General features: G+C 60.6%; 22 protein-coding genes and 1 pseudogene. 12 read left to right on the forward strand and 11 right to left on the reverse strand.

The window, feature by feature from the left end; translation table 11 throughout:
- Positions 1 to 168: 168 nt before the first annotated feature.
- The 3 genes from J2Y39_RS00610 to J2Y39_RS00620 all read right to left on the reverse strand — a co-directional run bounded on the left by J2Y39_RS00610 (position 169) and on the right by J2Y39_RS00620 (position 2,128).
- Entirely contained in the window at positions 169 to 957 is a 789-nt protein-coding gene (locus tag J2Y39_RS00610; RefSeq protein ID WP_024011746.1) for an OmpA family protein, read from the reverse strand.
- A gap of 55 nt (positions 958 to 1,012) precedes the next feature.
- Complete coding sequence (locus J2Y39_RS00615) at positions 1,013 to 1,417, reverse strand: DUF4398 domain-containing protein (protein ID WP_024011747.1); 405 nt, start codon at positions 1,415 to 1,417, stop codon at positions 1,013 to 1,015.
- Positions 1,418 to 1,783: 366 nt separating this feature from the next.
- On the reverse strand, positions 1,784 to 2,128 hold the full coding sequence (locus tag J2Y39_RS00620; RefSeq protein WP_310214413.1) for a pilin assembly protein: 345 nt from the start codon (positions 2,126 to 2,128) through the stop codon (positions 1,784 to 1,786).
- Between the two features lie 213 nt (positions 2,129 to 2,341).
- Here J2Y39_RS00620 and ppc point away from each other — a divergent pair, with 213 nt between their 5' ends.
- The 7 genes from ppc (at position 2,342) to J2Y39_RS00655 (ending at position 9,678) form a co-directional block, all read left to right on the forward strand.
- The gene (ppc, locus tag J2Y39_RS00625; RefSeq protein ID WP_236168076.1) at positions 2,342 to 4,972 is read left to right on the forward strand and encodes a phosphoenolpyruvate carboxylase; all 2,631 of its coding nucleotides are present in this window, start codon (positions 2,342 to 2,344) and stop codon (positions 4,970 to 4,972) included.
- A gap of 300 nt (positions 4,973 to 5,272) precedes the next feature.
- Positions 5,273 to 5,923 (forward strand): adenylate kinase, encoded by a 651-nt coding sequence (gene adk, locus J2Y39_RS00630; RefSeq protein ID WP_056783171.1) that lies wholly within the window; start codon positions 5,273 to 5,275, stop codon positions 5,921 to 5,923.
- Positions 5,924 to 6,016: 93 nt separating this feature from the next.
- The gene (tsaB, locus tag J2Y39_RS00635; protein ID WP_258707655.1) at positions 6,017 to 6,691 is read left to right on the forward strand and encodes a tRNA (adenosine(37)-N6)-threonylcarbamoyltransferase complex dimerization subunit type 1 TsaB; all 675 of its coding nucleotides are present in this window, start codon (positions 6,017 to 6,019) and stop codon (positions 6,689 to 6,691) included.
- 256 nt (positions 6,692 to 6,947) lie between these two features.
- Positions 6,948 to 7,256, forward strand: a complete 309-nt coding sequence (locus J2Y39_RS00640; protein WP_016771497.1) for a hypothetical protein — start codon at positions 6,948 to 6,950, stop codon at positions 7,254 to 7,256.
- Positions 7,256 to 8,116, forward strand: a complete 861-nt coding sequence (locus J2Y39_RS00645; RefSeq protein ID WP_041478155.1) for a DUF72 domain-containing protein — start codon at positions 7,256 to 7,258, stop codon at positions 8,114 to 8,116. Before J2Y39_RS00640 ends, J2Y39_RS00645 begins: the two co-directional genes overlap by 1 nt.
- A gap of 30 nt (positions 8,117 to 8,146) precedes the next feature.
- A complete protein-coding gene (locus J2Y39_RS00650) occupies positions 8,147 to 8,983 on the forward strand; it encodes an isocitrate lyase/phosphoenolpyruvate mutase family protein (protein WP_310214419.1) in 837 nt (278 codons plus the stop codon).
- A gap of 2 nt (positions 8,984 to 8,985) precedes the next feature.
- The gene (locus tag J2Y39_RS00655; RefSeq protein WP_310214421.1) at positions 8,986 to 9,678 is read left to right on the forward strand and encodes an extensin family protein; all 693 of its coding nucleotides are present in this window, start codon (positions 8,986 to 8,988) and stop codon (positions 9,676 to 9,678) included.
- Positions 9,679 to 9,681: 3 nt separating this feature from the next.
- Here J2Y39_RS00655 and J2Y39_RS00660 read toward each other — a convergent pair whose 3' ends face one another.
- Positions 9,682 to 10,302 (reverse strand): energy transducer TonB, encoded by a 621-nt coding sequence (locus J2Y39_RS00660; protein ID WP_076566083.1) that lies wholly within the window; start codon positions 10,300 to 10,302, stop codon positions 9,682 to 9,684.
- A 92-nt stretch (positions 10,303 to 10,394) separates the two neighbouring features.
- On the opposite strand from J2Y39_RS00660, the gene J2Y39_RS00665 reads away from it, so the two are divergent.
- Positions 10,395 to 11,177: a class I SAM-dependent methyltransferase gene (locus J2Y39_RS00665; RefSeq protein WP_225930969.1), complete on the forward strand. Its 783-nt coding sequence runs from the start codon at positions 10,395 to 10,397 to the stop codon at positions 11,175 to 11,177.
- A gap of 76 nt (positions 11,178 to 11,253) precedes the next feature.
- Here J2Y39_RS00665 and J2Y39_RS00670 read toward each other — a convergent pair whose 3' ends face one another.
- Positions 11,254 to 11,907: a TetR/AcrR family transcriptional regulator gene (locus J2Y39_RS00670; RefSeq protein ID WP_076566085.1), complete on the reverse strand. Its 654-nt coding sequence runs from the start codon at positions 11,905 to 11,907 to the stop codon at positions 11,254 to 11,256.
- 94 nt (positions 11,908 to 12,001) lie between these two features.
- Between J2Y39_RS00670 and J2Y39_RS00675 the strand changes: the two genes are divergently transcribed.
- From J2Y39_RS00675 to J2Y39_RS00685, 3 genes are all read left to right on the forward strand, one after another.
- On the forward strand, positions 12,002 to 13,102 hold the full coding sequence (locus tag J2Y39_RS00675; protein ID WP_041478148.1) for an efflux RND transporter periplasmic adaptor subunit: 1,101 nt from the start codon (positions 12,002 to 12,004) through the stop codon (positions 13,100 to 13,102).
- Positions 13,103 to 13,108: 6 nt separating this feature from the next.
- Positions 13,109 to 16,177 (forward strand): efflux RND transporter permease subunit, encoded by a 3,069-nt coding sequence (locus J2Y39_RS00680; RefSeq protein ID WP_150636300.1) that lies wholly within the window; start codon positions 13,109 to 13,111, stop codon positions 16,175 to 16,177.
- 576 nt (positions 16,178 to 16,753) lie between these two features.
- The gene (locus J2Y39_RS00685; protein ID WP_310214425.1) at positions 16,754 to 18,145 is read left to right on the forward strand and encodes a Fic family protein; all 1,392 of its coding nucleotides are present in this window, start codon (positions 16,754 to 16,756) and stop codon (positions 18,143 to 18,145) included.
- On the opposite strand, the pseudogene J2Y39_RS00690 reads toward J2Y39_RS00685, so the two are convergent.
- The 3 genes and pseudogenes from J2Y39_RS00690 to plsB form a co-directional block, all read right to left on the reverse strand.
- Positions 18,142 to 18,830, reverse strand: a pseudogene (locus J2Y39_RS00690) (DUF4197 domain-containing protein). The gene J2Y39_RS00685 and the pseudogene J2Y39_RS00690 sit on opposite strands and share 4 nt — an antisense overlap.
- A 23-nt stretch (positions 18,831 to 18,853) precedes the next feature.
- Positions 18,854 to 19,252: a YbaY family lipoprotein gene (locus J2Y39_RS00695; protein ID WP_041478142.1), complete on the reverse strand. Its 399-nt coding sequence runs from the start codon at positions 19,250 to 19,252 to the stop codon at positions 18,854 to 18,856.
- A 119-nt stretch (positions 19,253 to 19,371) separates the two neighbouring features.
- Positions 19,372 to 21,873: a glycerol-3-phosphate 1-O-acyltransferase PlsB gene (gene plsB, locus J2Y39_RS00700; RefSeq protein ID WP_122610711.1), complete on the reverse strand. Its 2,502-nt coding sequence runs from the start codon at positions 21,871 to 21,873 to the stop codon at positions 19,372 to 19,374.
- A gap of 236 nt (positions 21,874 to 22,109) precedes the next feature.
- On the opposite strand from plsB, the gene J2Y39_RS00705 reads away from it, so the two are divergent.
- Positions 22,110 to 22,319, forward strand: coding sequence for a cold-shock protein (locus J2Y39_RS00705; protein ID WP_016771489.1), 210 nt, complete (start codon positions 22,110 to 22,112; stop codon positions 22,317 to 22,319).
- A 137-nt stretch (positions 22,320 to 22,456) separates the two neighbouring features.
- Here the strand turns inward: J2Y39_RS00705 and J2Y39_RS00710 are convergent, their stop codons facing one another.
- From J2Y39_RS00710 to dapE, 3 genes are all read right to left on the reverse strand, one after another.
- Entirely contained in the window at positions 22,457 to 22,834 is a 378-nt protein-coding gene (locus J2Y39_RS00710; protein ID WP_056783189.1) for a hypothetical protein, read from the reverse strand.
- 75 nt (positions 22,835 to 22,909) lie between these two features.
- A complete protein-coding gene (locus J2Y39_RS00715; protein ID WP_252868866.1) occupies positions 22,910 to 23,719 on the reverse strand; it encodes a putative RNA methyltransferase in 810 nt (269 codons plus the stop codon).
- A complete protein-coding gene (dapE, locus tag J2Y39_RS00720) occupies positions 23,719 to 24,870 on the reverse strand; it encodes a succinyl-diaminopimelate desuccinylase (protein WP_236168067.1) in 1,152 nt (383 codons plus the stop codon). Before dapE ends, J2Y39_RS00715 begins: the two co-directional genes overlap by 1 nt.
- Between the last annotated feature and the right edge of the window lie 13 nt (positions 24,871 to 24,883).

Genomic DNA, 24,883 nt, shown 5'->3' on the forward strand with positions numbered 1-24,883 from the left:
TAAGCTAAGTCGACCTGATCCATTGCGCCGAACACAAGTTTTGAAAGCGACACAAATCGGCTCCCTCTCCCTTGGGAGAGGGCTGGGGTGAGGGGCTACGATGTCTGCTCCCACAAAAAAGCCCCGCCTGATCAACTCAGGCGGGGCTTTTGCGGTACCGGGTGAAGCTTAGTTCGAGCTCACCGAAGAACGCGGTGCTACCGGCTGGTTGTCGTTGGAGATGGTCACTTCCACACGACGGTTCATCGCACGGCCCGAGACGCTGCCGTTATCCGCTACCGGGTATTCCTTGCCATAACCCTGAGCGACGATGCGCGAAGGGTCGACGCCCATCTTGATCAGGGCCATCTGCACGGAAGTCGCGCGACGCTCGGACAGCGACTGGTTGTAGCTCGCGGTGCCGGTGCTGTCGGTGTAACCCTCGACGATCACTTTGCGATCCGGGTTTTCCTGGAGGAATTGCGCCAGTTTGTTGATGTTCACCAGGCCGCTGGATTTCAGATCAGCCTTGTTGGTGGCGAACAGCACGTCACCGAAAGTCACCAGCGTACCGCGATCAGTCTGCTTGGCGTTGAGGCTGTCCTGCAGCTGTTTGATCTGCTGGTCACGGGCATCCAGACGGGCCTGGGCACGTTGCGCAGCGGCGTTTTTCAGGTTGTTTTCAGCGGTGCGCAGAGCGATGGTCTGCTTGGCCACTTCCACGCGCTGGTTGGTCAGGTAAGCCAGTTGGTCAACCTTGGCTGCGTCTTCTTTGTCCAGATAGGCCTTGTCAGCCTTGTCCAGGTAATCGCTGGCGTCTTTGGTTTCCAGTGCCGCGACTTTGCTCGCCTGTGGGTTGGCCTGCAGGCCGGCGTAGTTGGTGCGCGCCTGTTCCAGGTTCGGGTTAGGCGGGGTGGAGCAGGCAGCCAGTGCAACGCTTGCGGCCAGAAGAGCGGGAATCATCAGTTGCTTACGCATAATTTTTCGTCCTTTCTATCGGTAAGAGTTTCAGCTTTGCGGTCGGGATGCGCGCTTACTGCACAGTGCGCTGGCTTTCCTGACGCAGTTCCTGAACACCTTTCTGGGAATCCTTCACAGCCTGTTCGGCCTTGGCGGCCTGAGCCTTGCGTTCAGCGACGCGAGCGTCCCATTCAGCCTGTTCGGACAGGCGACGGGCCTCGTCATACTTCTTGTCGTGCATGGCGATTTCAGCTTGTTTCAGTTTGTCCTGAGCCTGCTTCATTTCCACCGCAGCGAATTCGGTACCGCCAGCGCTGACGGCGCTGTTGACGGCCGATTGGGTCACGGCGTACTGCTCGGTCGGTGGGTTACCGGCGCAACCGGCCAGTACGAAGCTGGTGCCGATGGCCAGAGCGGCCAGTTTCAGACCGCGCAGGTGGGAAAACGAGGTTTGGGTTTTCATGGTCTTCAACTCCATTAGGCATCTCCTGAAAATACAACTGAATCCATCCTGGCAGAGGAGGCGAAAGCATCGCTTGTAGACGCGAATTGAAACGCTCGTTCCAGGCGTGGTTACCTGTTCCGACCGGCGGCATTTTTGAAAAGTTCAGAAAAGATGGCCTATCGCCAAAAATTTAATTGACCGTTTGGACAAGGCTCTGGGGCGGGAACTTTGGGGCTTTGGAGCGGTACGCGCGGGTGAATTTTAAGGTGATATCAGGGATGATCAGTACCCTGTGGGAGCTGGCTTGCCAGCGATGAGGCCATCGTGCTCAGTACATCTTTGACTGAACTGCCGCCATCGCGGGCAAGCCCGCTCCCACATTTTTCTCGGTGTCAGGAATCAGTGCTTCTGCTTGTTCTCAGCCGAGGACAAATCATGCAAATGCCGCCGCGATAACGCCAGAAAACGCGGCGTCTGGCCGACATCTTCATACAACGGATCGCCTTCCTCATCGGTCGCCACCACTGTTGAACCCTTCACATACGGCAGGCTCGCTTCGAACTCCTCAAGCGCGGCGCCGATCAGCTCGCCGAGCAGTTCCTCGGGGTGACGCTTGGGGTACATTTCGGCAATCGCCGCCAGCCTTGCGGCGGCTTCGACGTCCAGATGAATCGTGTAGCCGGTGTCGGTCAGGCGACCTTTGGCGTTTTCTTCCCAATGCTGGGCGAGTTCACGAATTTTCATGATGACCTCATTTAGCGCCTGCTGATGGCAGGCCTGGGTGAGTGTCCGGCGGCGCCGGCGGCGGGCCGTCGTACGGCTTACTGTTGAGACTAGCTTTCGCCGGCAAGGTTTAAAGTCAATTCGTCGCCTGCTTGTAAGAAGCGGCGCAGAGCGGCACTCTCTGGCAAAGCATTCGTTTCTGCGCTGTCCCCGATTACCGCTGGAGAACTGCTGATGACCGATATTGATGCACGCTTGCGCGAAGATGTTCACCTGCTCGGAGAGCTGTTGGGCAACACCATTCGAGACCAGTACGGCGAGGCGTTCCTCGACAAGATCGAGCAGATTCGCAAAGGCGCCAAGGCCGACCGGCGCGGCTCGATGGACGCTGAACTGAGCGCCAGCCTCAATCAATTGAGTGAAGACGAATTGCTTCCGGTCGCGCGGGCCTTCAATCAGTTTCTCAACCTGGCGAACATTGCCGAGCAGTACCAGCTGATCCATCGCCGCGAGGAGTCGCAACCGGCGCCGTTCGAGTCGAGGGTGTTGCCGGAACTGCTCGCGCGCCTGCGCAGCGAAGGCCACAGCGCCGAGTCCCTGGCCCGGCAACTGGCGCGGCTGGAAATCGAACTGGTGCTGACCGCGCATCCGACAGAAGTGGCGCGACGCACGTTGATCCAGAAGTACGACGCGATCGCCGCGCAACTGGCCGCGCAGGATCATCGCGACCTGACCAGCGCCGAGCGCGAGCAGATCCAGAGCAAACTGCAGCGGCTGATCGCCGAAGCCTGGCACACCGAAGAAATCCGCCGCACCCGACCAACCCCGGTCGATGAAGCCAAGTGGGGCTTTGCGGTGATCGAGCATTCGTTGTGGCAGGCGATCCCCAACCATATGCGCAAGGCCGATCAGGCGCTGTTCGCCGCTACGGGCCTGCGCTTGCCGCTGGAAGCCGCGCCGATCCGCTTCGCTTCGTGGATGGGAGGCGACCGTGACGGCAACCCCAATGTCACCGCCGCCGTCACTCGCGAAGTCTTGCTGCTGGCGCGCTGGATGGCCGCTGATTTGTACCTGCGCGATGTCGATCATCTTGCTGCCGAGCTGTCGATGCAGCAGGCCAGCGATGCGCTGAAGGCCAAGGCCGGCGACAGCGCCGAACCCTATCGCGCGGTGCTCAAGCAATTGCGCGAACGCCTGCGCGCCACACGCAACTGGGCGCATGCCGCGTTGACCGCGCCGACCCCGGCAACCGCCGATGTGCTGCACGACAATCGCGACCTGCTCGAGCCTTTGCAGTTGTGTTTCAACTCGCTGCACGAATGCGGCATGGGCGTCATCGCCGACGGGCCGTTGCTCGATTGCCTGCGTCGGGCGGTGACGTTCGGCCTGTTCCTGGTGCGCCTCGATGTGCGTCAGGATTCGACGCGGCACAGCTCGGCGATGACAGAAATCACCGATTACCTCGGCCTCGGCCGCTATGAGGATTGGGACGAAGAACAGCGCATCGACTTCCTTACCGAGGAGCTGAGCAACCGTCGCCCTTTGCTGCCCGCGCATTTCAAACCGTCGGCGGACACCGCTGAAGTGCTCAACACCTGCAAGGAAATCGCTGCCGCGCCTGCTGCTTCGCTGGGCTCCTACGTGATCTCCATGGCCGGCGCCGCTTCCGATGTGCTCGCGGTGCAACTGCTGCTCAAGGAATCCGGCGTACTGCGGCCGATGCGCGTGGTGCCGCTGTTCGAAACCCTCGCCGACCTCGACAACGCCGGGCCGGTGATGGAACGTCTGCTGCTATTGCCGGGCTATCGCGCGCGTTTGCACGGCCCGCAGGAAGTGATGATCGGCTATTCCGACTCGGCCAAGGATGCCGGCACCACCGCTGCGGCGTGGGCGCAATATCGGGCGCAGGAACGACTGGTGGAAATCTGCCGTGAGCAGCAAGTCGAACTGCTGCTGTTCCACGGTCGCGGCGGCACCGTGGGGCGTGGTGGCGGTCCGGCGCACGCGGCGATTCTGTCGCAACCACCGGGTTCGGTGGCGGGACGTTTCCGCACCACCGAGCAGGGCGAAATGATTCGTTTCAAATTCGGCCTGCCGGACATCGCCGAGCAAAACCTCAATCTGTATCTGGCCGCCGTGCTCGAGGCGACCTTGCTGCCACCGCCGCCGCCGACGCCTGAATGGCGCCATCTGATGGACGAATTGGCGGCGGACGGTGTCAGCGCTTACCGCCAGGTGGTGCGGGAAAATCCGCAATTCGTTGAGTACTTCCGGCAGTCGACCCCGGAGCAGGAATTGGGACGTTTGCCTCTGGGCAGTCGCCCGGCTAAACGCCGTGCGGGCGGTATCGAAAGCCTGCGGGCGATCCCGTGGATCTTCGGCTGGACCCAAACCCGATTGATGTTGCCAGCCTGGCTGGGTTGGGAGACTGCGCTGAGCAAAGCGCTGGAGCGCGGCGAAGGTGAGTTGCTGGGGCAGATGCGCGAACAGTGGCCGTTCTTCCGCACTCGCATCGATATGCTGGAAATGGTTCTGGCCAAGGCCGATGCGGATATTGCGCAGTCCTACGACGAACGTTTGGTCGAGGCTGATCTGCTGCCATTGGGCGCGCAGTTACGCGACCTATTGTCGCAGGCGTGCTCCGTGGTACTGGGCCTGACCGGGCAGTCGCAGCTGCTGGCGCACAGCCCGGACACCCTCGAATTCATCCGCTTGCGCAACACCTACCTCGACCCGCTGCATCTATTGCAGGCGGAACTGTTGGCGCGTTCGCGGCAGCAGGATGTCGAGCAGGGCAGCCCGGTGGAACAGGCGCTGCTGGTGTCTGTGGCGGGGATTGCCGCCGGATTGCGCAATACCGGCTAAGGTTGCTGAGCACCTCTGGCGGCATTCGCGACAAGGGTCGGATGCCGCTTCTCCTGCTGTAGGAAAGTGCCGCGAGGCGACAGTTAATGTAGGGGTTGCGACTTGGGTTACCGCGTCGCGAGGTCACGGCGGGCGTCGGTTTCTCCGACTTTAGGCGTCTTGTGTGGGCGCAGCCTGCTGTGTATCTTGATCAGCCTTTGGCCGTTTGTGCGGCCACGACCCGTATTTTCAGGATCCGCCGGTTACGAGCGAATCCTTTGTTTTGTAAAGCTTTTATATAAAAAATTGAGGAGCACATCGATGCGCGTCATTCTGCTGGGAGCTCCCGGGGCCGGTAAAGGTACTCAGGCAAAGTTCATCACCGAGAAATTCGGCATTCCGCAAATCTCCACCGGCGACATGCTGCGTGCTGCGGTCAAGGCTGGCACTCCACTGGGCGTGCAAGCCAAGAGCATCATGGATGCCGGCGGCCTGGTGTCGGATGACCTGATCATCGCGCTGGTCAAGGACCGCATCGCTCAACCTGATTGCGCCAACGGTTTCCTGTTCGACGGCTTCCCGCGCACCATTCCGCAGGCTGAAGCGCTGGTCACTGCCGGTGTCGAGCTGGATGCCGTGGTCGAGATCGCTGTAGAAGACGAAGAAATCGTTCAGCGCATCGCCGGTCGCCGTGTTCACGAAGCCAGCGGCCGTGTTTACCACATCGTCTACAACCCGCCGAAACTGGCTGGCAAGGACGACATCACCGGCGAAGAGCTGGTACAGCGCAAGGACGACACTGAAGAAACCGTGCGTCATCGCCTGTCGGTCTACCACTCGCAGACCAAACCGCTGGTGGAGTTCTACCAGAACCTTTCCGCCAAGAACGGCGGCAAGCCAAAGTACAGCCACATCGAAGGCGTTGGTTCGGTTGATGCAATCACCACCAAGGTGCTGGCCGCGCTGAGCTGAAAAGTCTGATCGGCTGCATCATCCACGGCCCGCTTGCGGGCCGTTGTTGTTTATACTGACGCACTTTTTCCCACCCCTGTTTTGGAAACATCGATGAGCACCTTGCTGGCCCTGGACACCGCGACTGAAGCTTGCTCCGTTGCCTTGCTGCATGACGGCAAGGTCACGAGCCATTACGAGGTGATCCCGCGCCTGCATGCGCAGAAGCTGCTGCCGATGATTCAGCAATTGCTCGCCGATGCCGGCACCACGCTGCAAGCGGTCGACGCGATTGCTTTCGGCCGTGGCCCGGGCGCGTTTACCGGTGTGCGCATTGCCATTGGTGTGGTGCAGGGTCTGGCCTTTGCTCTGGATCGTCCGGTGTTGCCGGTATCCAACCTTGCCGTGCTGGCCCAGCGTGCCTTTCGTGAGCATGGTGTAAGCCAGGTCGCGGCTGCGATCGATGCGCGGATGGATGAAGTGTATTGGGGCTGCTACCGCGAGACGGCGGGGGAGATGCGTCTGGTTGGCGCCGAAGCCGTGTTGCCGCCGGAAGTCGCCGCGTTGCCCGCTGATGCCAGTGGCGATTGGTTTGGTGCCGGTACCGGTTGGGGTTACGGCGAGCGCATAGCGGTCAATCTGAGCGGCTCCGACGCCGGCATGCTGCCCCACGCCGAGGACCTGCTGACGCTGGCGCGTTACGCCTGGCAGCGCGGTGAGGCGATCCCGGCAGATGACGCCCAGCCGGTTTACTTGCGCGATAAAGTTGCCACCCCGAAAGCCCGCTGATACGACACTTTCTCCTGTGGGAGCGAGCCTGCTCGCGAAGGCTTCTGTCAGTCAATGCATGTGTTGAATGTGCTGGACCCTTCGCGAGCAGGCTCGCTCCCACAGGTTCGCGGTCACATACAAATATCGCCAATCGTCAGTTTCTGCCCCCTCGCTTAAAACCTTTTGCGCTTTATGTGTTCTAGTTATCACTCGGCGGTTTGCTAAGTCGGTCAAGTGCCGCTAAATTGCCATCATTGATACCGAGCATGACATTATGCGTATAGACGGCGTTTCCACTCAGTCCTACCCCATCAAGCGCAAGCCGCGCAAAGGCAATGCGGCGCTGGATGAGTCCGTCGAGATCATCGACGGCGAGCTGGAATTCCCGAGCGAAGAGCAGTTGGCCGCCCGTGCTGCCCAAGCTACCGCGCAACGCCTGAGCAACCTGCCTGCCCGTCAGCAAGACATGATCTACCACCGCGCGATGAAGAAAAGCGTAGCCATGGCCCTGGCCAGCTACCTGAGCACCGCCGGTTTTGTCGATTGGGACGCAGACGTGCTGGGCCTCGATCTGTATATCTGATGGATCTGCCTTACTACCTCGGTTGCCCGTCCTGGAGCGAAAATGCCTGGCGCGAGTATCTGTATCCGGTAGACGCAAAAACCTCCGACTTTCTCGCTCTCTACTGCCAGGTGTTCAACGCCGTTGAAGGCAACACCACCTTCTACGCCAGCCCGTCGCCAGCCACTGTGCAACGCTGGGCCGAGATCATGCCGGCGCACTTTCGTTTCACTGCCAAATTCCCCGGCGACATCAGCCACAGCGGCGACTTGCGCGAGCAACTGACCGCTGCCGAAACCTTCCTGCAATTACTCAAGCCGTTAGGCGAACGTGTTTCGCCGCTGTGGCTGCAACTGTCGAAAAGCTTCACGCCGCAGCGTCTGCCGGAGCTCGCGGCGTTTATCGATGCACTGGATTGCCCGCTTGCGGTCGAGGTGCGCAATGAACAGTTCTTCGCCAAGGGCGAGAGCGAGCGTCTGCTCAATCGTCTGTTGCTGGATCGCGGTGTCGAGCGCATCTGTCTCGACCCGCGCGCGCTGTTCAGCTGCTTGTCGACCGAGTCCTCGGTGATCCACGCGCAGTCGAAAAAGCCGCGAGTGCCGACGCGTCCGGCGGCGTTCACGCAGTTTCCGCAGGTGCGTTTCATCGGCCATCCCGAGCTTGAGGCCAACGATGCGTTTCTCGTGCCGTGGGTGGCGAAGATTGCTGAATGGATCGAAGAGGGGCGCACGCCCTACGTCTTTCTGCATACGGCCGATAACCTGTTGGCAGCGAAACTGGCGCAACGTTTTCATGCACAACTGATGCAACGTTTGCCTGGCTTGCCCGCGCTGCCTGAGCTATACAGAGAACCCGCCGCCGAGCAGCTTGGCTTGCTCTGAGGCGGGTTTTTTCTGCCCGGGAGCCCGTCGATGAACGTCCAAGTCAGTCAACAGCAACTCCTCAAAGCCCAAGCCTTCAAGGCCCTGCATGATCGCCAGGGGATCTTCGTCATCCCCAATCCGTGGGATGCCGGCTCGGCGAAGATGCTCGCCAGTCTCGGCTATCAGGCCTTGACCACTACCAGCGCCGGTTACGCGTTTTCCCAAGGCAAGCCTGATGGCGCGTTGAGTCTCGACGAGACCTTGGCCAATGTCCGCGCGATTGTCGCGGCGACGGATCTGCCGGTGGCGGTGGATCTGGAAAACGGCTTTGCCGATGATCCGCTGGAGTCTGCGCAGAGCCTTCTGCGCGCCGCCGAGGCGGGCGCGGTGGGCGGGTCGATCGAGGACGCGACCGGGCGCCAGGACGCGCCGATCTATTGCTTCGAACACGCCGTGGCGCGGATTGAAGCTGCTGTCGCGGCGGTACGCACGCTGCCGTTTCCCTTCATCCTCACGGCTCGCGCGGAAAATTACCTGCACGGTAATGCCGATCTCGACGACACCATTCGCCGTTTGCAGGCATTTGCCGCGGCGGGTGCCGACGTGCTCTATGCGCCGGGTTTGCGCAGCGCCGAAGAAGTGCTGGCAGTGGTGCGAGCCGTGGCGCCGAAACCGGTCAATGTGTTGATGTCTGGCGGTTTGAACCTGACCGTGCAACAGCTCGAGGAACTGGGCGTCCGGCGGATCAGCACCGGCTCGGCACTGGCGCTGGCGGCGTTCGGCGAGTTCTTCCGCGCTGCTGAAGAAATCCAGCAATCCGGCACCTTTGGCTTCACGTCACAGTCGATGCCGTACGCCAAAGCCAATCAATTCTTCAAGGACTGAGCATGGGACGTTGGCTGTTCTGGGGGGTGTTGCTCGCGATGGGTGGTGCAGCGGTAAGTGTCTGGCGCGGCTGGATGGAGGTGCCGCCGCAGTGGAACCCGTGGGCGCCATTGGACATAAAAGCCGCGCCCAACTGGCTCACCGGTTACAAACTCATGCGCCTGCGCAGCGATCCTGAGCTTTGCGCACAGGCATTGAGCAGCTCGGATCTGCGCGTCAGCCCCCAGGCCGACAGCCCGGGCGCCAAGTGTCCGCTGATCGCTGCTCTGCGGGTGCAGGGCGGTGAAGTGGCGCTGAGCAGCAGTTTCATCGCCAGTTGCCCGCTGGCGGTGGCCTACGCAATGTTTGAACACCACACCCTGCAACCGGCGGCGCAATCGGTTTACGGCCAGAAAATCGCGCGGGTCGATCACCTCGGCAGCTTTGCCTGTCGCAATGTTTACAACCGTGAGAGCGGCGCTCTCAGCCGACATGCGAGTGCCGACGCGCTGGACATCGCCGGTTTCCGCCTGGCTGGCGGACGCACGATCAGCGTGCTCAAGGATTGGCCCAAGCAAAATCAGGACGCAGAGTTTCTGCGCCAACTGCGCGACGGCGCCTGCGAGTCATTCAGTGTGGTGTTGAGTCCGGACTACAATGCCGCTCATCGCAATCACTTTCATGTCGATGTCGGGCGCTGGAGCGTGTGTCGCTGAGGATCAGGCGGCGAGGCGCAGGTTCTGCAGAACGATTGGGCGAGCCCAGCCATTATCGAAGTCCAGAGCTTTCTGTTGCTCGACGATCTCTTCCGGCGGGAACGGCGGGTAAGGCTTCTGCAGCAAGTCCAGGTCGAACTCGGCAATCGGCAGGTACAGAGGACGTTTCTGCGGAGCAGGGCCTGGCTCCGGCACTGGCTGGCCATTGTTGATCACAATCGGGCGTACCCAGCTGCTGTCGAAATCCTGTTGCTCTTGCTGAGCCTTGAGTTCTTCTGGCGGGAACGGTGGGAACGGCTTGTCCAGCAGCTCCATTTCGAACTCGGCGATCGGCAGGAACAGCGGCTCTGGCGGACGAACTTCGGTTTCCACCACATCGCACTCGCGCTGGCTGACGATATGCGCGTGCAGCTCGCTGCCAACGGTTGGTTCTTCCGGGCTGTTCAGGTCTACCGGTGGAAACGTGCCACAGGCAGGCACCACTTCACTCGTCTGTTCGGCCAGAGCCTGGGCAAAGAAATCCTGCCACAGGTGACTGACGCCGCTCAGTGCTTGAGTGTTATGACGGCTGAAGTCGCCATGGGGCGAAACGTAGCCAATCGATGTGGGAAGAATGCCTGACATTTTTTTCGGTTGACGCTCAGCTCTGGCAAAATGCGCGTTGAATGGTTTATCGGCGGTTTTTGTCGATCCTTAACTTTTTTGAGCGTTTTTTCATGATCGAGTCACCCGCGGCCTGCCGCATCCATGTCCAGGCCCTCGCCCCGACGTTTCAAGCGCAAGCCGAGCACTGGGCTGAGCGTCTCGGCCTGCCGCTCGGCGAGGCCGACGGTGAGTTCGCCTTGCAGGTCGGCGAGCAGGGTTTGCAGTTGCAGCAGCTTGGCCCGGATGCGCCTGGACCGGTGCGGGTCGACTTCGTCGAAGGCGGCGCGGCGCATCGTCGTTTGTATGGCGGCGGCAGCGGCCAGATGATCGCTAAAGCGGTCGGCATCGCCCAAGGCGTGCGCCCGCGGGTGCTGGATGCCACGGCGGGCTTGGGCAAGGATGCGTTTGTATTGGCCAGTCTTGGTTGTGAAATGAGCCTGATCGAGCGTCAACCGCTGATCGGCGCGCTGCTTGAGGACGGCCTGGCCCGGGCGGCAGAAGATTTCGACGTGGCGCCGATCGTGGCGCGGATGAAACTGCTCAAGGGCAATTCCATCGAAGTGATGCGCAGTTGGGAAGGGGAGGCGCCGCAGGTGATCTATCTCGACCCGATGTTCCCGCATCGCGAGAAAACCGCGCTGGTGAAAAAGGAAATGCGCCTGTTCCGCCCGCTGGTCGGTGATGATCCGGATGCCCCGGCCCTGCTTGAAGCGGCGCTGGCCCTGGCCACGCATCGGGTGGTAGTCAAACGCCCGCGCAAGGCGCCGTGCATCGAAGGGCCGAAACCGAGCCATGCGCTGGATGGCAAATCGAGCCGGTATGACATTTATCCGAAGAAAGCACTGAAGCCTTAGAAGCAGCTGCAAGCTGCAAGCTGCAAGCCAGAGCCAGAGCCAAGTCACTGCTTTTGCTTTTTCTTGCAGCTTGTAGCTAGAAGCTCGCAGCTGCTCCTCCCCCATAGGCCCTCATAAACAACCCCACCACCTCCCGCACATGCCGCTCCGCTGCCTCTCCGGTCAGCGGCTCGCCGCAGCCGTACAACAAACGAAAATTTCCCGCCCCTTTGATCAGGCAGAAGAAGTGCTCGGCAGCGTTGCGTGGCTGGTCAATGCTCAGCGCGCCGGTTGCATGGATTTTCGCCAGCAGACCTTCCATGCCGTTGACCACGCGCTCGGGGCCGGCCTCGAAGAAGATCAGCGACAGCTTCGGATCCTGACTGCCCAGCGCCATGATCAGGCGGTGCAGGTTCACCGATTCATCGCTGTTGATCAGTTGGTGGAAGCCTCGGGCAATGTTCAGCAATACATTTTCCACCGCGATGCCGTCCGGCAATTCGAAGAACAGCGGCGGCAATTGTTCCTCGCATTTCGCGACGACGGCGGCGGAGAACAGCGTCTCCTTGTCGTTGAAATGGCTGTAGACCGTCAGCTTCGACACGCCCGCCTCGCTGGCCACCGCGTCCATGCTGGTGTTGGCGTAGCCATGGCAAAGAAACAGGGTTTTCGCCGCATCCAGGATCGCCTGGCGTTTGGCCAGATCCTTGGGGCGGCCCGGGCCGTTTGGAGCTGAAAGATTGTTCGACATTCTTCGCTTTTAATACTGGACTGGTGAGTTTGCTATTAATACCATACCCGCCAGTATAAATATTCCAAGCCTCATTCGCGAAAGGTCCGTCACCATGTTCCGCCATGCGTTGTCCTTTGCCGTGCCAGTCAGTCTGGCTTTCCTGTTATCGGCGTGCGGTCAGGAAGAGGTGACCAAGGTCACCGTGCGACCGGCCATGGTGGTACAGCCCGAGCCTTCGGCGCAGGCGATGGAAAGTTATCCGGGCGAGGTGCGTGCCCGTTATGAGCCTGATCTGGCATTCCGCATCGGCGGCAAAGTCAGCCGACGACTGGTCGACGAAGGCCAGCGCGTCAAGGCCGATCAGCCCTTGGCCGAACTCGATCCGCAGGACGTGCGCCTGCAACTGGAAGCCACCCGCGCGCAGGTCGCCGCCGCCGAGGCCAATCTGAACCTGGTCCGCGCCGAACGGGATCGCTATAAAACCCTGATGGATCGGCAGATGGTCAGCCGCTCGGCCTACGACAACGCCGAAAATCTATATCGCTCCGGCGAAGCCCGCCTTAAACAAATCAAAGCTGAATTCAACGTTTCGACCAACCAGGCCAGTTACGCGGTGCTGCGTGCGCCGCAGGATGGTGTGGTGGCCAAGCGTTCGGTGGAAGTCGGTCAGGTGGTCGCTGCCGGGCAAACCGTGTTCACACTCGCCACCGATGGTGAGCGCGAAGTGTTGATCAGCCTGCCGGAGCAAAGCTTCGGCCGCTTCAAGGTCGGTCAGCCAGTGACCGTGGAATTGTGGGCGCAGCAGAATCAGCGGTTTGCCGGGCAGATCCGCGAGTTGTCGCCATCCGCCGATCCGCGCTCGCGCACTTTTGCCGCGCGTATCTCGTTCACCAGCGGCAAAGTCCCGGCCGAGCTGGGGCAGAGCGCCCGGGTGTTCGTGCAATCGGCTGACAGTGTCTCGTTGTCGATACCGCTTTCCGCGCTGACCGCTGAAAACGGCGCGACTTACGTCTGGGTGGTCAACGGCAACAACACGTTGAAGAAAACCCCGGTGCGGGTCGGTCCGTTCGGCGAGAAAAGCGTGGCGGTGCTCGAGGGCTTGAATGCCAGCGACTGGGTGGTGGCTGCCGGCGTTCACGTATTGCTCGACGGCCAGCAGGTGCGACCAGTGGATCGCTCCAACCGTGTGGTCAATCTGGCGAACAAGGAGTAAGCCCCAATGCGCTTCAACCTCTCAGAATGGGCGTTGCGTAATCGCCAGATCGTACTGTTCCTGATGCTTTTGCTCGCCGTTGTCGGCGCGTTGTCCTACACCAAACTCGGCCAGAGCGAAGACCCGCCGTTCACTTTCAAGGCCATGGTCATCCAGACCCGCTGGCCCGGCGCGACCGCGCAGGAGGTCTCGCGCCAGGTCACCGAACGCATCGAAAAGAAGCTGATGGAAACCGGCGAGTACGAACGCATCATGTCGTTCTCCCGCCCCGGTGAATCCCAGGTGACCTTCATCGCCCGCGACTCGATGCACTCCAAGCAAATCCCCGATCTCTGGTATCAGTTGCGCAAGAAGGTCGGCGATATCCGCCAGACCTTGCCGCCGGGAATTCAGGGGCCGTTCTTCAACGATGAGTTCGGCACCACCTTCGGCAATATCTATGCGTTGACCGGTGACGGTTTCGACTACGCCGTGCTCAAGGATTACGCCGACCGCATCCAGATTCAACTGCAACGGGTCAAGGACGTTGGCAAGGTCGAACTGCTTGGGTTGCAGGACGAGAAAATCTGGGTCGAGCTGTCCAACGTCAAACTCGCCACCCTTGGCTTGCCGCTGGCGGCGGTGCAGCAGGCACTGGAGGAACAGAATGCGGTGTCCACTGCGGGGTTCTTCGAAACCGGCAGCGAGCGCTTGCAGCTACGCGTCTCGGGGAATTTTCAGACAGTCGATGAGATAAAGAACTTTCCGATCCGCGTCGCCGATCGTACGTTCCGCATCTCCGATATCGCCGATGTGCGTCGCGGTTTCAGCGACCCACCGGCGCCGCGCATGCGTTTCATGGGCGACGATGCGATCGGTCTGGCCGTGGCTATGAAGGATGGCGGCGACATTCTGGTGCTGGGCAAGGCGCTGGAGGGCGAGTTCTCGCGGATCCAGAAAAACCTCCCGGCCGGCATGCAGTTGCGCAAGGTGTCCGATCAGCCGGCAGCGGTAAAAACCGGCGTCGGCGAGTTCGTCCAGGTGTTGGTCGAAGCGCTGGCGATCGTCTTGCTGGTGAGCTTCTTCTCCCTCGGCGTGCGCACCGGCATGGTCGTCGCGCTGACCATTCCGCTGGTGCTGGCGATGACCTTCGCCTGCATGTATTACCTCGGGATCGGCCTGCACAAGATTTCCCTCGGTGCGCTGGTGCTGGCGCTGGGTCTGCTGGTGGACGATGCGATCATCGCCGTGGAAATGATGGCGATCAAAATGGAGCAGGGTTTCGACCGCATTCGCGCGGCGAGTTATGCCTGGACCAGCACTGCATTCCCGATGCTTACCGGCACGTTGATCACCGCCGCCGGTTTCCTGCCGATTGCCACTGCGCAGTCCGGAACCGGCGAATACACCCGCTCGATTTTCCAGGTGGTGACCATTGCCTTGCTCGCCTCATGGGTGGCGGCGGTCATGTTCGTGCCGTATCTGGGGGAAAAACTCCTGCCGGATCTGGCGAAAATTCATGCGGCGAAACACGGCACAGGCGATGGTCAGCCGGACCCCTATGCGACGCCGTTCTATCAGCGCGTCCGGCGTCTGGTGGAGTGGTGCGTGACCCATCGCAAGACGGTGATCGTGCTCACCGTGGGCCTGTTCATTGCCTCGGTGATGCTGTTCCGATTCGTCCCGCAGCAGTTCTTCCCGGCTTCGAACCGGCTGGAGTTGATGGTCGATCTGAAACTGGCCGAAGGCGTTTCTCTGGCCAATACCACCAGCGAAGTCAAACGCCTCGAAGCGCTGCTCAAGGAGCACGCCGGCATCGACAATTACGTGGCCTACGTCGGCACCGGCTCGCCGCGTTTCTACCTGCCGCTGGATCAGCAACTGCCGGCGGCGAGTTTTGCCCAGTTCGTGGTGTTGGCAAAAACCATCGAAGAGCGTGAAGCGCTGCGCAGCTGGTTGATCGAAACCCTCAACGAACAGTTCCCGGCCCTGCGTTCGCGGGTCACCCGTTTGGAAAACGGCCCGCCGGTTGGCTATCCGGTGCAGTTCCGCGTTACCGGTGAACACATCGAAGAAGTCCGTGCGTTGGCGCGCAAAGTGGCGGCAAAGGTTCGCGAGAATCCGCATGTGGTCAACGTGCATCTGGACTGGGAGGAGCCGAGCAAAGTCGTCTACCTGAACATTGACCAGGATCGCGCCCGCGCCCTCGGTGTGAGCACCGCCAATCTGGCGAAGTTCCTGCAGAGTTCGCTGGTCGGCTCGACGGTCAGCCAGTATCGCGAAGACAACGAATTGATCGAGATTCTGCTGCGCGGCACCGTGCACGAGCGCACTGAATTGTCGTTGTTGCCGAGCCTCGCGGTGCCGACGGATAACGGTCGCAGTGTGGCGTTGTCGCAGATTGCCACGCTGGAATACGGCTTCGAGGAAGGCATCATCTGGCACCGCAATCGGCTGCCGAACGTGACCGTGCGCGCCGACATTTACGGCAAGGAGCAACCGGCGACGCTGGTCAAGCAGATCATGCCGACGCTGGACCCGATTCGCGCCGAATTACCCGATGGTTATCTGCTGGATGTCGGCGGCACGGTGGAGGATTCCGAGCGCGGGCAGAAGTCGGTGAATGCCGGGGTGCCGATGTTCATTGTCGTGGTGTTGACCTTGCTGATGGTGCAGTTGCGCAGTTTCTCGCGCACGGCGATGGTGTTTCTCACCGCGCCACTGGGTCTGATCGGGGTGACGTTGTTTCTGATGGTGTTCAGGCAGCCGTTCGGGTTTGTGGCGATGCTCGGGACCATCGCGTTGTCCGGGATGATCATGCGCAATTCGGTGATTCTGGTCGATCAGATCGAGCAGGATATTGCTTCGGGGCTCAAGCCCTGGCAGGCGATTATCGAGGCTACGGTTCGGCGCTTCAGGCCGATTGTGTTGACGGCGCTGGCGGCGGTGCTGGCGATGATTCCGCTGTCGCGCAGTGTGTTTTTCGGGCCGATGGCGGTGGCGATCATGGGTGGGTTGATTGTTGCGACTGCGCTGACGCTGTTGTTTTTGCCGGCGTTGTATGCGGCGTGGTTTCGGGTGCGTAAGGAGGCTTGAGGTTTTTGTGTCGTGGCGGCCTTCGGGCCGACCATGATTTGGGGGTTTTGGGTGTATATCCGTTGCTGTGGGCGTTGCGGCTGGCGGTTTCGCCCTTACGGCGAGGCACTTTTTCCAGACGCCGAAAAAGTACCCAAAAAGGCTTGCTCCTGCGTTCGGCCCTCGCAGGCTCGGGTTCCTTCGCTGCGGGATCGATCCGGGCGCAGCGGCTCCGGTTTGCTTCGCTGCACCTACACTCGCTGTGTACGACTGCGTCGTACGGTCGCTGCGCTCCCACGCCCGGATCAATCCCTCCACTCAGCCTTCCGACGTCGCCGGTGGATCAAAAGCAAGATCAAGAGCGTTACTCGAGCTTGCGCTCATTGTTGAGTGGGGCGGCTTCGCCGCAGGTAGCTGCGCTGCTTGCTTTTCTGTGGGAGCGAGCCTGCTCGCGAAGGCGGTCTGACAGCCAATTCATTTCGAATCGCCAATTCACGCTGCCTTCCTACAGCTTTTTCAGAATCCTCCGATCTTGAGGCGCTGGCCGTCCAATGCTGTACTCCGGGTTCTGCTTTTCCGAGTCCTTGAGTCTGTCTGATGAAGAAACCACCGACATTAGCTGGCAGAACGGATCCTGTTTTCGACCTGTTGGCCCGCTCTCCCCACAAGCAACGACTTGCGGATTATCTGGCGCTGCTCAAGCCGCTCGATGATCAGGGGCGCTATCTGCCATTCGAGGCGTTGCGCTATCGCTGGGCGGCTGGGTTGGACGCGAATCTTTGTTGGGCGTTGGTGAAGAAGGCGCGGGCGGCCCAGTACATTCATTTGTTGCCGTTGGGCGAGCCGGTGCAGTGGGGCAAATACGTGCCAACGCCGTTGGCGCAGAAAACCTTGGCTGTGGTGGATCGTTACGCCAGTACGGCCGCGCTGGATTACATGACCAGTCAGATCGGCGAGCGGGCGCATTTCTCCTGTCTGTTCAATGACCTGATCGAAGACGAAGCCATCGCCAGTAGCCAGTTGGAGGGCGCGGCGACTACCACGCGCGTAGCCAAGGACATGCTCAAGCATCAGCGCCAGCCGCGGACGCCGGATGAGCGCATGGTAATGGGTAATTATCGAATGATGAATTTCGCTTGGGAAAAGCGTTATGAACCTCTGAGCATTGAGCTGATTGCAGAGATCCATCGAGTGGGTGTGGAGGGGATCGATGACGGGCAGTATTCCCCCGGATTGTTCCGGACCAATGATGAGGTGGTTGTTCAGGATGGTTCAGGCAATACCGTGCACCGACCACCTCCTGCTGCAGGATTGGTTGCGCGGTTGGCGAGGTTGTCCGCCTGGATCAACCGGCCCGCTGCCTCGATTCTGGACAAAAATTATCTGCATCCACTGATCAAGGCCGTGACGCTGCATTTCGCCATGGGTTATGAACATCCATTTCGCGACGGTAACGGACGGGTCGCGAGAGCCTTGTTTTACTGGTTCATGTTCAAACATGAGTTCGCGGCGTTTCGCTACATTGCGATCAGTCTGCTGCTGCGCAATGCACCGGTGAAATACGGACGCTCCTACCTGCACACCGAGGCGGATGAGCTGGATCTGACTTATTTCATCGAGTTTCAATGCGCGGTTGTTTTGCGAGCCGTGGTCGGTTTTACAACTGTGTACCGCAAGAGTCTGGCAGACACTCAGGACTTTGAGCGCTGGCTGATGAGCTCTGGCGTAATTGCTCAACTGACGGAACGGCAGCGCGCGGTTTATCAGGTGGCTAAAAGCGGGGAGGCGAAGGAGTTTACGGCGAGCAATGTCGCGGAAAATTTTTCCTGCTCGGGTAGCGAGGCGGCGTCGATTCTGGAAGAGCTGGACCAATTGCAGCTTTTTGAGAGAAGGAAGATGGGGCGGGAGTGGGTGTTTTTTTTACGTAGTTCTTTACGTGGAGGCAAGCATGGGAGCGAATTGAATCGCCCCCATGTTGTAACGACTTAAAGCGTACCAAACACCTTCTTCGCCAGACTCGTCGCCGCAGCGGCCGGGTTCTGACGTATCGTCTCTTCCTGCTTGCCGATCATCTCGAACAAACCATTGAGTGCCTGTTCAGTAACGTAGCTCTCAACGTTCGCGCTCTTCGCGTCCACCACGCCAAACGCAGCGGCCTGGCCCGCAAACGAGTTGTACTTCTGCGCGACGCCGACCTTGTCGGTGGCTTGCTTGACGATGGGCAGGAATTTCGCGCGGATCTGTTCGCGGCTGGATTTGTTCAGGTATTGGGTGGCCGAATCATTGCCGCCGCTGAGGATGTCTTTGGCGTCGGCCACGCTCATTTTCTTCACTGCATCGACGAGGATTGGCTGGGCCTGGTCACAGCGGATTCGGCGGCTTTGTTCATCGCGTTTTCCAGTTCTTCGACCTGGGCGCCCATGCCGAAGGCTTTCATCTTGCTCGCGGCTTTGCCGAGTTTGCCCGGCAGTTCGATTTTCACTTCGGGGTTGTTGCTGAAGCCGCCCGGGGTGCCGAGTTGTTTCACGGCGATCTGGGCGCCTTGGGTCAGGGCGTCCTTGAGGCCGCCGGTGGCGTCTTGTTGCGACAGGTCGTTGAGCGACAAGGCCAAGGCGTTGGCGGAGATCAGCAGACCGGCGCAGGCGGCGGCGAAGCGAAGGGTAGGGCGGCGCATGGCGTCTTCCTTTGGCGAGTGGATTAACGAACGGCGTCGACGCGGATTTTCAGCGGCTGCGGGTCGTTGCCGTCGAGTTGCACGGCGTGGTTTTCGGTGGTGATGAACATCAGCTCGCCGTTGACTTCAATGCGCGCGCTGATCGAATAACGATGGCCGGATTTGACCTGCGCCGGATCGTAGCTCAAATGGAATGGCAGCGGCACCTGGCCTTTGATCGGGCCTTTCTGTTCGGCGAGGACGATGGCGGGTGCATCGGCCAGCGACACGTCTTGCAGGCTGACGCTCAAGGTCGCGCTCGGGGGCAGAGCGATGCGTTGCAGGTAGAAGACTTCGCCGTCGAGGCTGGCCTTGCCGGCGGGTGTGGTTGATTGGCAGGCGCTGAGCAGCGTGGCGGCGGCGAGGGTTAGCAGTTTTTTCATGGGTGAATCTCCTTTCAATGTGGGAGCGAGCCTGCTCGCGAAAGCGCTGGATCAGTCAAAATAAATGGCGACTGACACTCCGTCTTCGCGAGCAGGCTCGCTCCCACAGGGGTAAGGCTTCAAGCCTCAGGCTGTGGCGTGATCTGATCCGCCGCATCTTCACTGCGGTGCAGCGCGACCTGGCGGATCGACAGGCGAATCTCCGCCGGCAACACGCGTTTGGCCGCGCCTTCGGCCAGCTCGCCGAGCAGTTCGTGATAGCTGAGCTTGCCGGCTTCGTCGCGGCGCAGGACGTCGAGGTCGAGCAGGGTCTGGATGAAGTGGCGGAACAGGCTCTTGTCGAAGAATTCCGGCGCATTCAGGCCATGGAGGATCGACAGGCGCTGGGCCATCACTGTGCAGAGGTCTTCCAGCTCTTCGGCGCTGATGCTGTTCTGGCCGCTGTTGAGCAGCAAAGATACGGTCATGTAGAACCGCTGCAGGGTCTGCGCGATGCTTTTCGACAGCAGTGTCAGTAGCACGAAATGCCGCGAACTCGGCGCCGGGCGCAGGTAAACGTCCTTCTCGAAACGCAGCAGGCCCTGCTCGACGAACGCTTCCAGCCACTGATCGATCACCGCGTCGAGTTCGTCCAGGCTCCAGCGGATGAACAATTCCGATTGCAGGTACGGATACAGCGCGCGGGTGTAGCGCAGGATCTGCTCGCGGCTCATGCGCGAGGTGCTCTGGAAGAAACTCGCGAGCAACGAGGGCAGGGCGAAGATGTGCAGGACGTTGTTGCGGTAGTAAGTCATCAGGACCGCGTTCTGCTCGTCCAGATACAGAATCTTGCCCAGCGCATCGTTCTGCTCGGCGAGCAGATCCATGTCTTTCACATGCTCAATCAGCGCACGGCCATCGCCTTCCGGCAAGGTGGTGTGTGGCGAATACGGGACCTTGCGCAGCAGCGCCAGATACAGGTCCAGCACCCGCGCCATGGCCCGATCATCCAGGGCCAGGCGCGTGGTCGACAGCAGTGCCAGCGCTACCAGATTGACCGGGTTGATCGCCGCCGCTTCATTGAGATGTCGGGCGACTTTCTCGCCGAGGCGGTTGGTGGTTTCGTTGAGCCACGCCGGTTTGAATTGCGGGCCGAGCTCCTGCTGGCGCCAGTCCGGTTGCTCAGCGTCGAGAAATTCGGCCAGTTTGATCGGCTCGCCGAAGTTGACCGCGACCTGGCCGAAGCGCTGCTTGAGCGCGCCGATCACTTTGAAAATATCGAAGATCGACTCTTTCTTTTTGCTCGCGCCGCGCAGCTCACCGAGGTAGGTGCGGCCTTCGAGCACGCGCTCGTATCCGATGTACACCGGCACGAATACGATCGGCATCCGCGACGAACGCAGGAAACTGCGCAGAGTGATCGCGAGCATGCCGGTTTTCGGTTGCAGCATGCGCCCGGTGCGCGAGCGCCCGCCCTCGACGAAATACTCCACCGGGAAACCTTTGGTGAACAGCGTGTGCAGGTATTCGTTGAACACCGAGGTGTACAGCGGATTGCCCTTGAACGTGCGGCGCATGAAAAACGCGCCGCCACGGCGCAGCAGGCTGCCGATCACCGGCATGTTCAGGTTGATCCCGGCGGCGATGTGCGGCGGGGTCAGACCATTGCGGAACAGCAGATAGGAAAGCAGCAGGTAATCGATGTGGCTGCGATGGCACGGCACGTAGATCACTTCGTGACCCTGCGCAACGTTTTGCACACCCTCGATGTGGTTGACCTTGATACCGTCGTAGATCTTGTTCCAGAACCAGCTCAGCACCACTTCGAGAAAACGGATCGCGGTGTAGGTGTAGTCCGAAGCAATCTCGTTGCCATAGCGCAGGGCTTGGGCCTTGGCTTTCTCCGGGGAGATTTTTTCGCGCTCGGCTTCGTCGAGGATCGCCTGTTTGACGAGCGGCTGGTTGAGCAGGCCTTTGACCAGATTGCGCCGGTGGGAAATGTCCGGGCCGATCACCGCAGCTTTGAGGTTGCGGAAGTGCACGCGCAGGATGCGCTGGGCCATGCGCACGGTGCGCTCATGACCCTTGTTGTGATCGATCAGTTCGCGCAGGTGGATCGGCGCGGAAAACTGCACGCGGGTTTTACGCCCGAGGACGATGATGCTCAGCAGCCGGCGCAGGCGTCCGGTGACTGCCCAGCTGTCGGCGAACAACAGTTTCCACGGGCTGTTTTCGCTGTCTGGCGACTGGCCCCAGAACACGCTGACCGGAATGATCTGCGCGTCTTCGGCAGCGTTCTGCGTCAGCGCGCTGACCAGGCGGGTGAGAGTTGGCGGCGCACCGCGTTTGTCCTGGCGGCCGAGCCAGTCCGGGTCCGGCGTCAAATAGAAAAACGCCGCTGGTTCGATGAGTGAACCCACCGACACCGCCAGCACCGGGCGTGGCAGACCGGCCTTGGTGCACTCGGTGTCAACCACCGCCAGATCCGTCAGCGAAGGGTTTTGCAGGACGTAGAACACCGGACGACTGCGGTCGAGGTTAAGAGTGAACGACGACTGATTGATGGTCTCGGAGCGAACCCAGAGATACAACAGGCGGCGCAGGGTGCCAAACACAAGACGGCGGAACGGGGAACGGGTCATACGGCTTCTGCGTGAGTGAATAAAACCGAGCAGGCGCTCGGGGCGGACAGTTTGCCGTATTAGGCGAAAATCGGCAAAAAAGCGCCGAAGTAATCTCCTGTTGAGAGTTTCTTCACCTGTCATATACTCGGCGCTCTGTTGCCGGTGCCCTGTCATGGACGTCGGACGCAGGCTGACGTTCCTCTAAGGCTTTCCTGCGAAAAGCCCGTTCAATAATAAAAAAGGAGTATGAACAGATGGCAACACGCGAAACCGGCAACGTGAAGTGGTTCAACGACGCCAAAGGCTACGGCTTTATCCAGCGCGACGACGGCGTGGACGTGTTCGTGCACTACCGCGCGATACGCGGCGAAGGGCACCGCTCGCTGACCGAAGGTCAACAGGTCGAGTACGCGGTGATCACCGGCGAGAAGGGGTTGCAGGCTGAGGATGTTGTAGGTCTGTAACACAAACCTCCAGAACGCCAAAACCACTGTGGGAGCGAGCCTGCTCGCGAATGCGGTGTATCAGTCACCATTCATATCGACTGACACTGCGCATTCGCGAGCAGGCTCGCTCCCACATGGGCTCTACGTTGCCCTGATTACACGGTCTTCCAGGTGATCTCTTCTTCTCCGTCTTCGCTGATGCGAATCCAGCGATCGGCGGTTTCTTCACCTTCTTCTTCGACCCACGTCCCCGGTGCGCAACGCACTTCGACGTTCAGCGCGGCAAAGGCTGCGCGGGCGCAGGCGATGTCGTCGTCCCAGGGGGTCTGGTCGCTTTCCAGGAACAGGCTGTTCCACTTGCCCACGGCTTTCGGCAGCCAGGTCACCGGCACGTTGCCGGCCTTGCACTTGTACGTCTGGCCTTTCTGCACCCAGTCGCTGCACGGGCCAAGCGCTTGGCCGAGCCAGGCGGCGATGGCCTTGTGGTCGACGTCGGCGTCTTTCAGGTAAATCTCGATGTCCGGTTGGCGCATGGATGTCCTCACTGCGGGTCTGAAAAATCCATTCGCGGATTTAGCCGGCCCCGGGCCTGTGCCCGAGACCAAAAGTTATTGAAGAACGAAATAATCGTAGCGCATCGACACGGTGGTCTCGAACGGCTCGGCCTGTTCGATCACCGCCGCACGACGCTCGGCACTGGCACGCCAGCCGTGAGGCGTCATCGCCAACAGGTTGGCGCGGTCCTCGGGCTTGTCCAGGGTCAGCTTGAATTCCAGGGTTTCGCTGTGCGCCAGCGCCATGCCTTCCGGCACCAGGGCCATGTGCTTGTCGTCGGTGTACTCGCGCACTTCGTCGTACAGGCGTTCGCGCAACTCCATCAGATGGCCACGTGTCGGGCCGACTTTCATCAGCCCACCGCCGACGCTGAGCAGACGCTTGGCTTCCTCCCAATCCAACGGACTGAAGACGCTGGCGAGAAACTGGCAACTGCCTGAAGCCAATGGCACGCGGGCCATGCTGGCAATCAACCAGGTAATTGCCGGGTTGCGCTTGCAGGCGCGTTTGACGGCTTCACGGGAAATGTCCAGTGCATAGCCATCCGCATTGGGCAACGCTTCGGCGATTTGCGCGGTGTAGTAACCCTCGCCACAACCGATATCGACCCAGCGCTCCGGCGCATAACTCGCCGCCAATTCAGCCAGACGCTTTGCCACTGGCGCGTAATGCCCGGCGTTGAGGAAATCACGGCGCGCCTCGACCATCGCTTGATTGTCGCCCGGGTCGCGGCTGTTCTTGTGCTGCACCGGCAACAGGTTCAGATAACCCTGACGCGCACGGTCAAACCGATGCCCGGCGGGGCAGACCACGCCGTTGTCGACCGCGTTGAGCGGTTCACTGCAGATCGGGCACGCGAGCATCAGGCGAGCAACTTGATCAGGGTCTGGTAATAAATTTCGGTCAGCACATCGAGATCCGCCGCCAGCACGCGCTCGTTGACCTGGTGGATGGTCGCGTTGACCGGGCCCAGTTCAACCACTTGCGTGCCCATGGTCGCGATGAAGCGGCCATCGGAGGTGCCGCCGCTGGTCGACGCCTTGGTCTCGCGACCGGTGATGTCCTTGATGCTCGACGATACCGCATCGAGCAGCGCGCCCGGTTCGGTGAGGAACGGCAGGCCGGACAGCGCCCAGTCGATGTGCCAGTCCAGATCGTGCTTGTCGAGAATATCGGCAACGCGTTTCTGCAGGCCTTCGACGGTTGATTCGGTGGAAAAACGGAAGTTGAACACCGCCACCAGATCACCGGGAATCACGTTGGTCGCGCCGGTGCCGGAATTGACGTTGGAAATCTGGAAACTGGTCGGCGGGAAGAAGTCGTTACCGTGGTCCCAGTGCTCGGCGGCCAGCTCGGCCAGCGCCGGAGCGGCGAGGTGAATCGGGTTTTTCGCCAGATGCGGGTAGGCCACGTGGCCCTGCACGCCTTTGACCGTGAGCTTGGCACCGAGGGAGCCGCGACGGCCGTTTTTCACCACGTCGCCGACCAGGGTGGTGCTCGACGGCTCGCCAACGATGCACCAGTCCAGACGCTCCTTGCGCGCGACCAGACGTTCGACCACAGCCTTGGTGCCGTGATGCGCCGGGCCTTCTTCGTCGCTGGTGATCAGGAACGCAACCTTGCCTTTATGGTTCGGGTAATCGGCGACAAAGCGTTCAGCGGCGACGGTCATCGACGCCAGACTGCCTTTCATGTCTGCCGCGCCACGGCCGCAGAGCATGCCATGTTCGTCGATCACGGCATTGAACGGATCGATCTGCCATGCGGTAACCGGACCGGTCGGTACCACGTCGGTGTGGCCGGCGAAGCACAGCACCGGGCCGTCGTTGTTGCCGTGAGTCGCCCAGAAGTTATCCACATCTTCGATGCGCATCGGCTCCAGGGTGAAACCGGCATCGCCCAGGCGCTGCATCATCTGCTTCTGGCAGTCGGCATCGACCGGGGTCACGGAAGGACGGCGGATCAGGTCGATGGCCAGTTGAAGGGTCGGCGATAGGTCGGCGTGGGCCGTCATGGAAAACTCCGGG

The sequence above is a fragment of the Pseudomonas sp. 2957 genome, from assembly GCF_031456345.1.
GTDB classification, from domain to species: Bacteria; Pseudomonadota; Gammaproteobacteria; order Pseudomonadales; family Pseudomonadaceae; genus Aquipseudomonas; species Aquipseudomonas siliginis.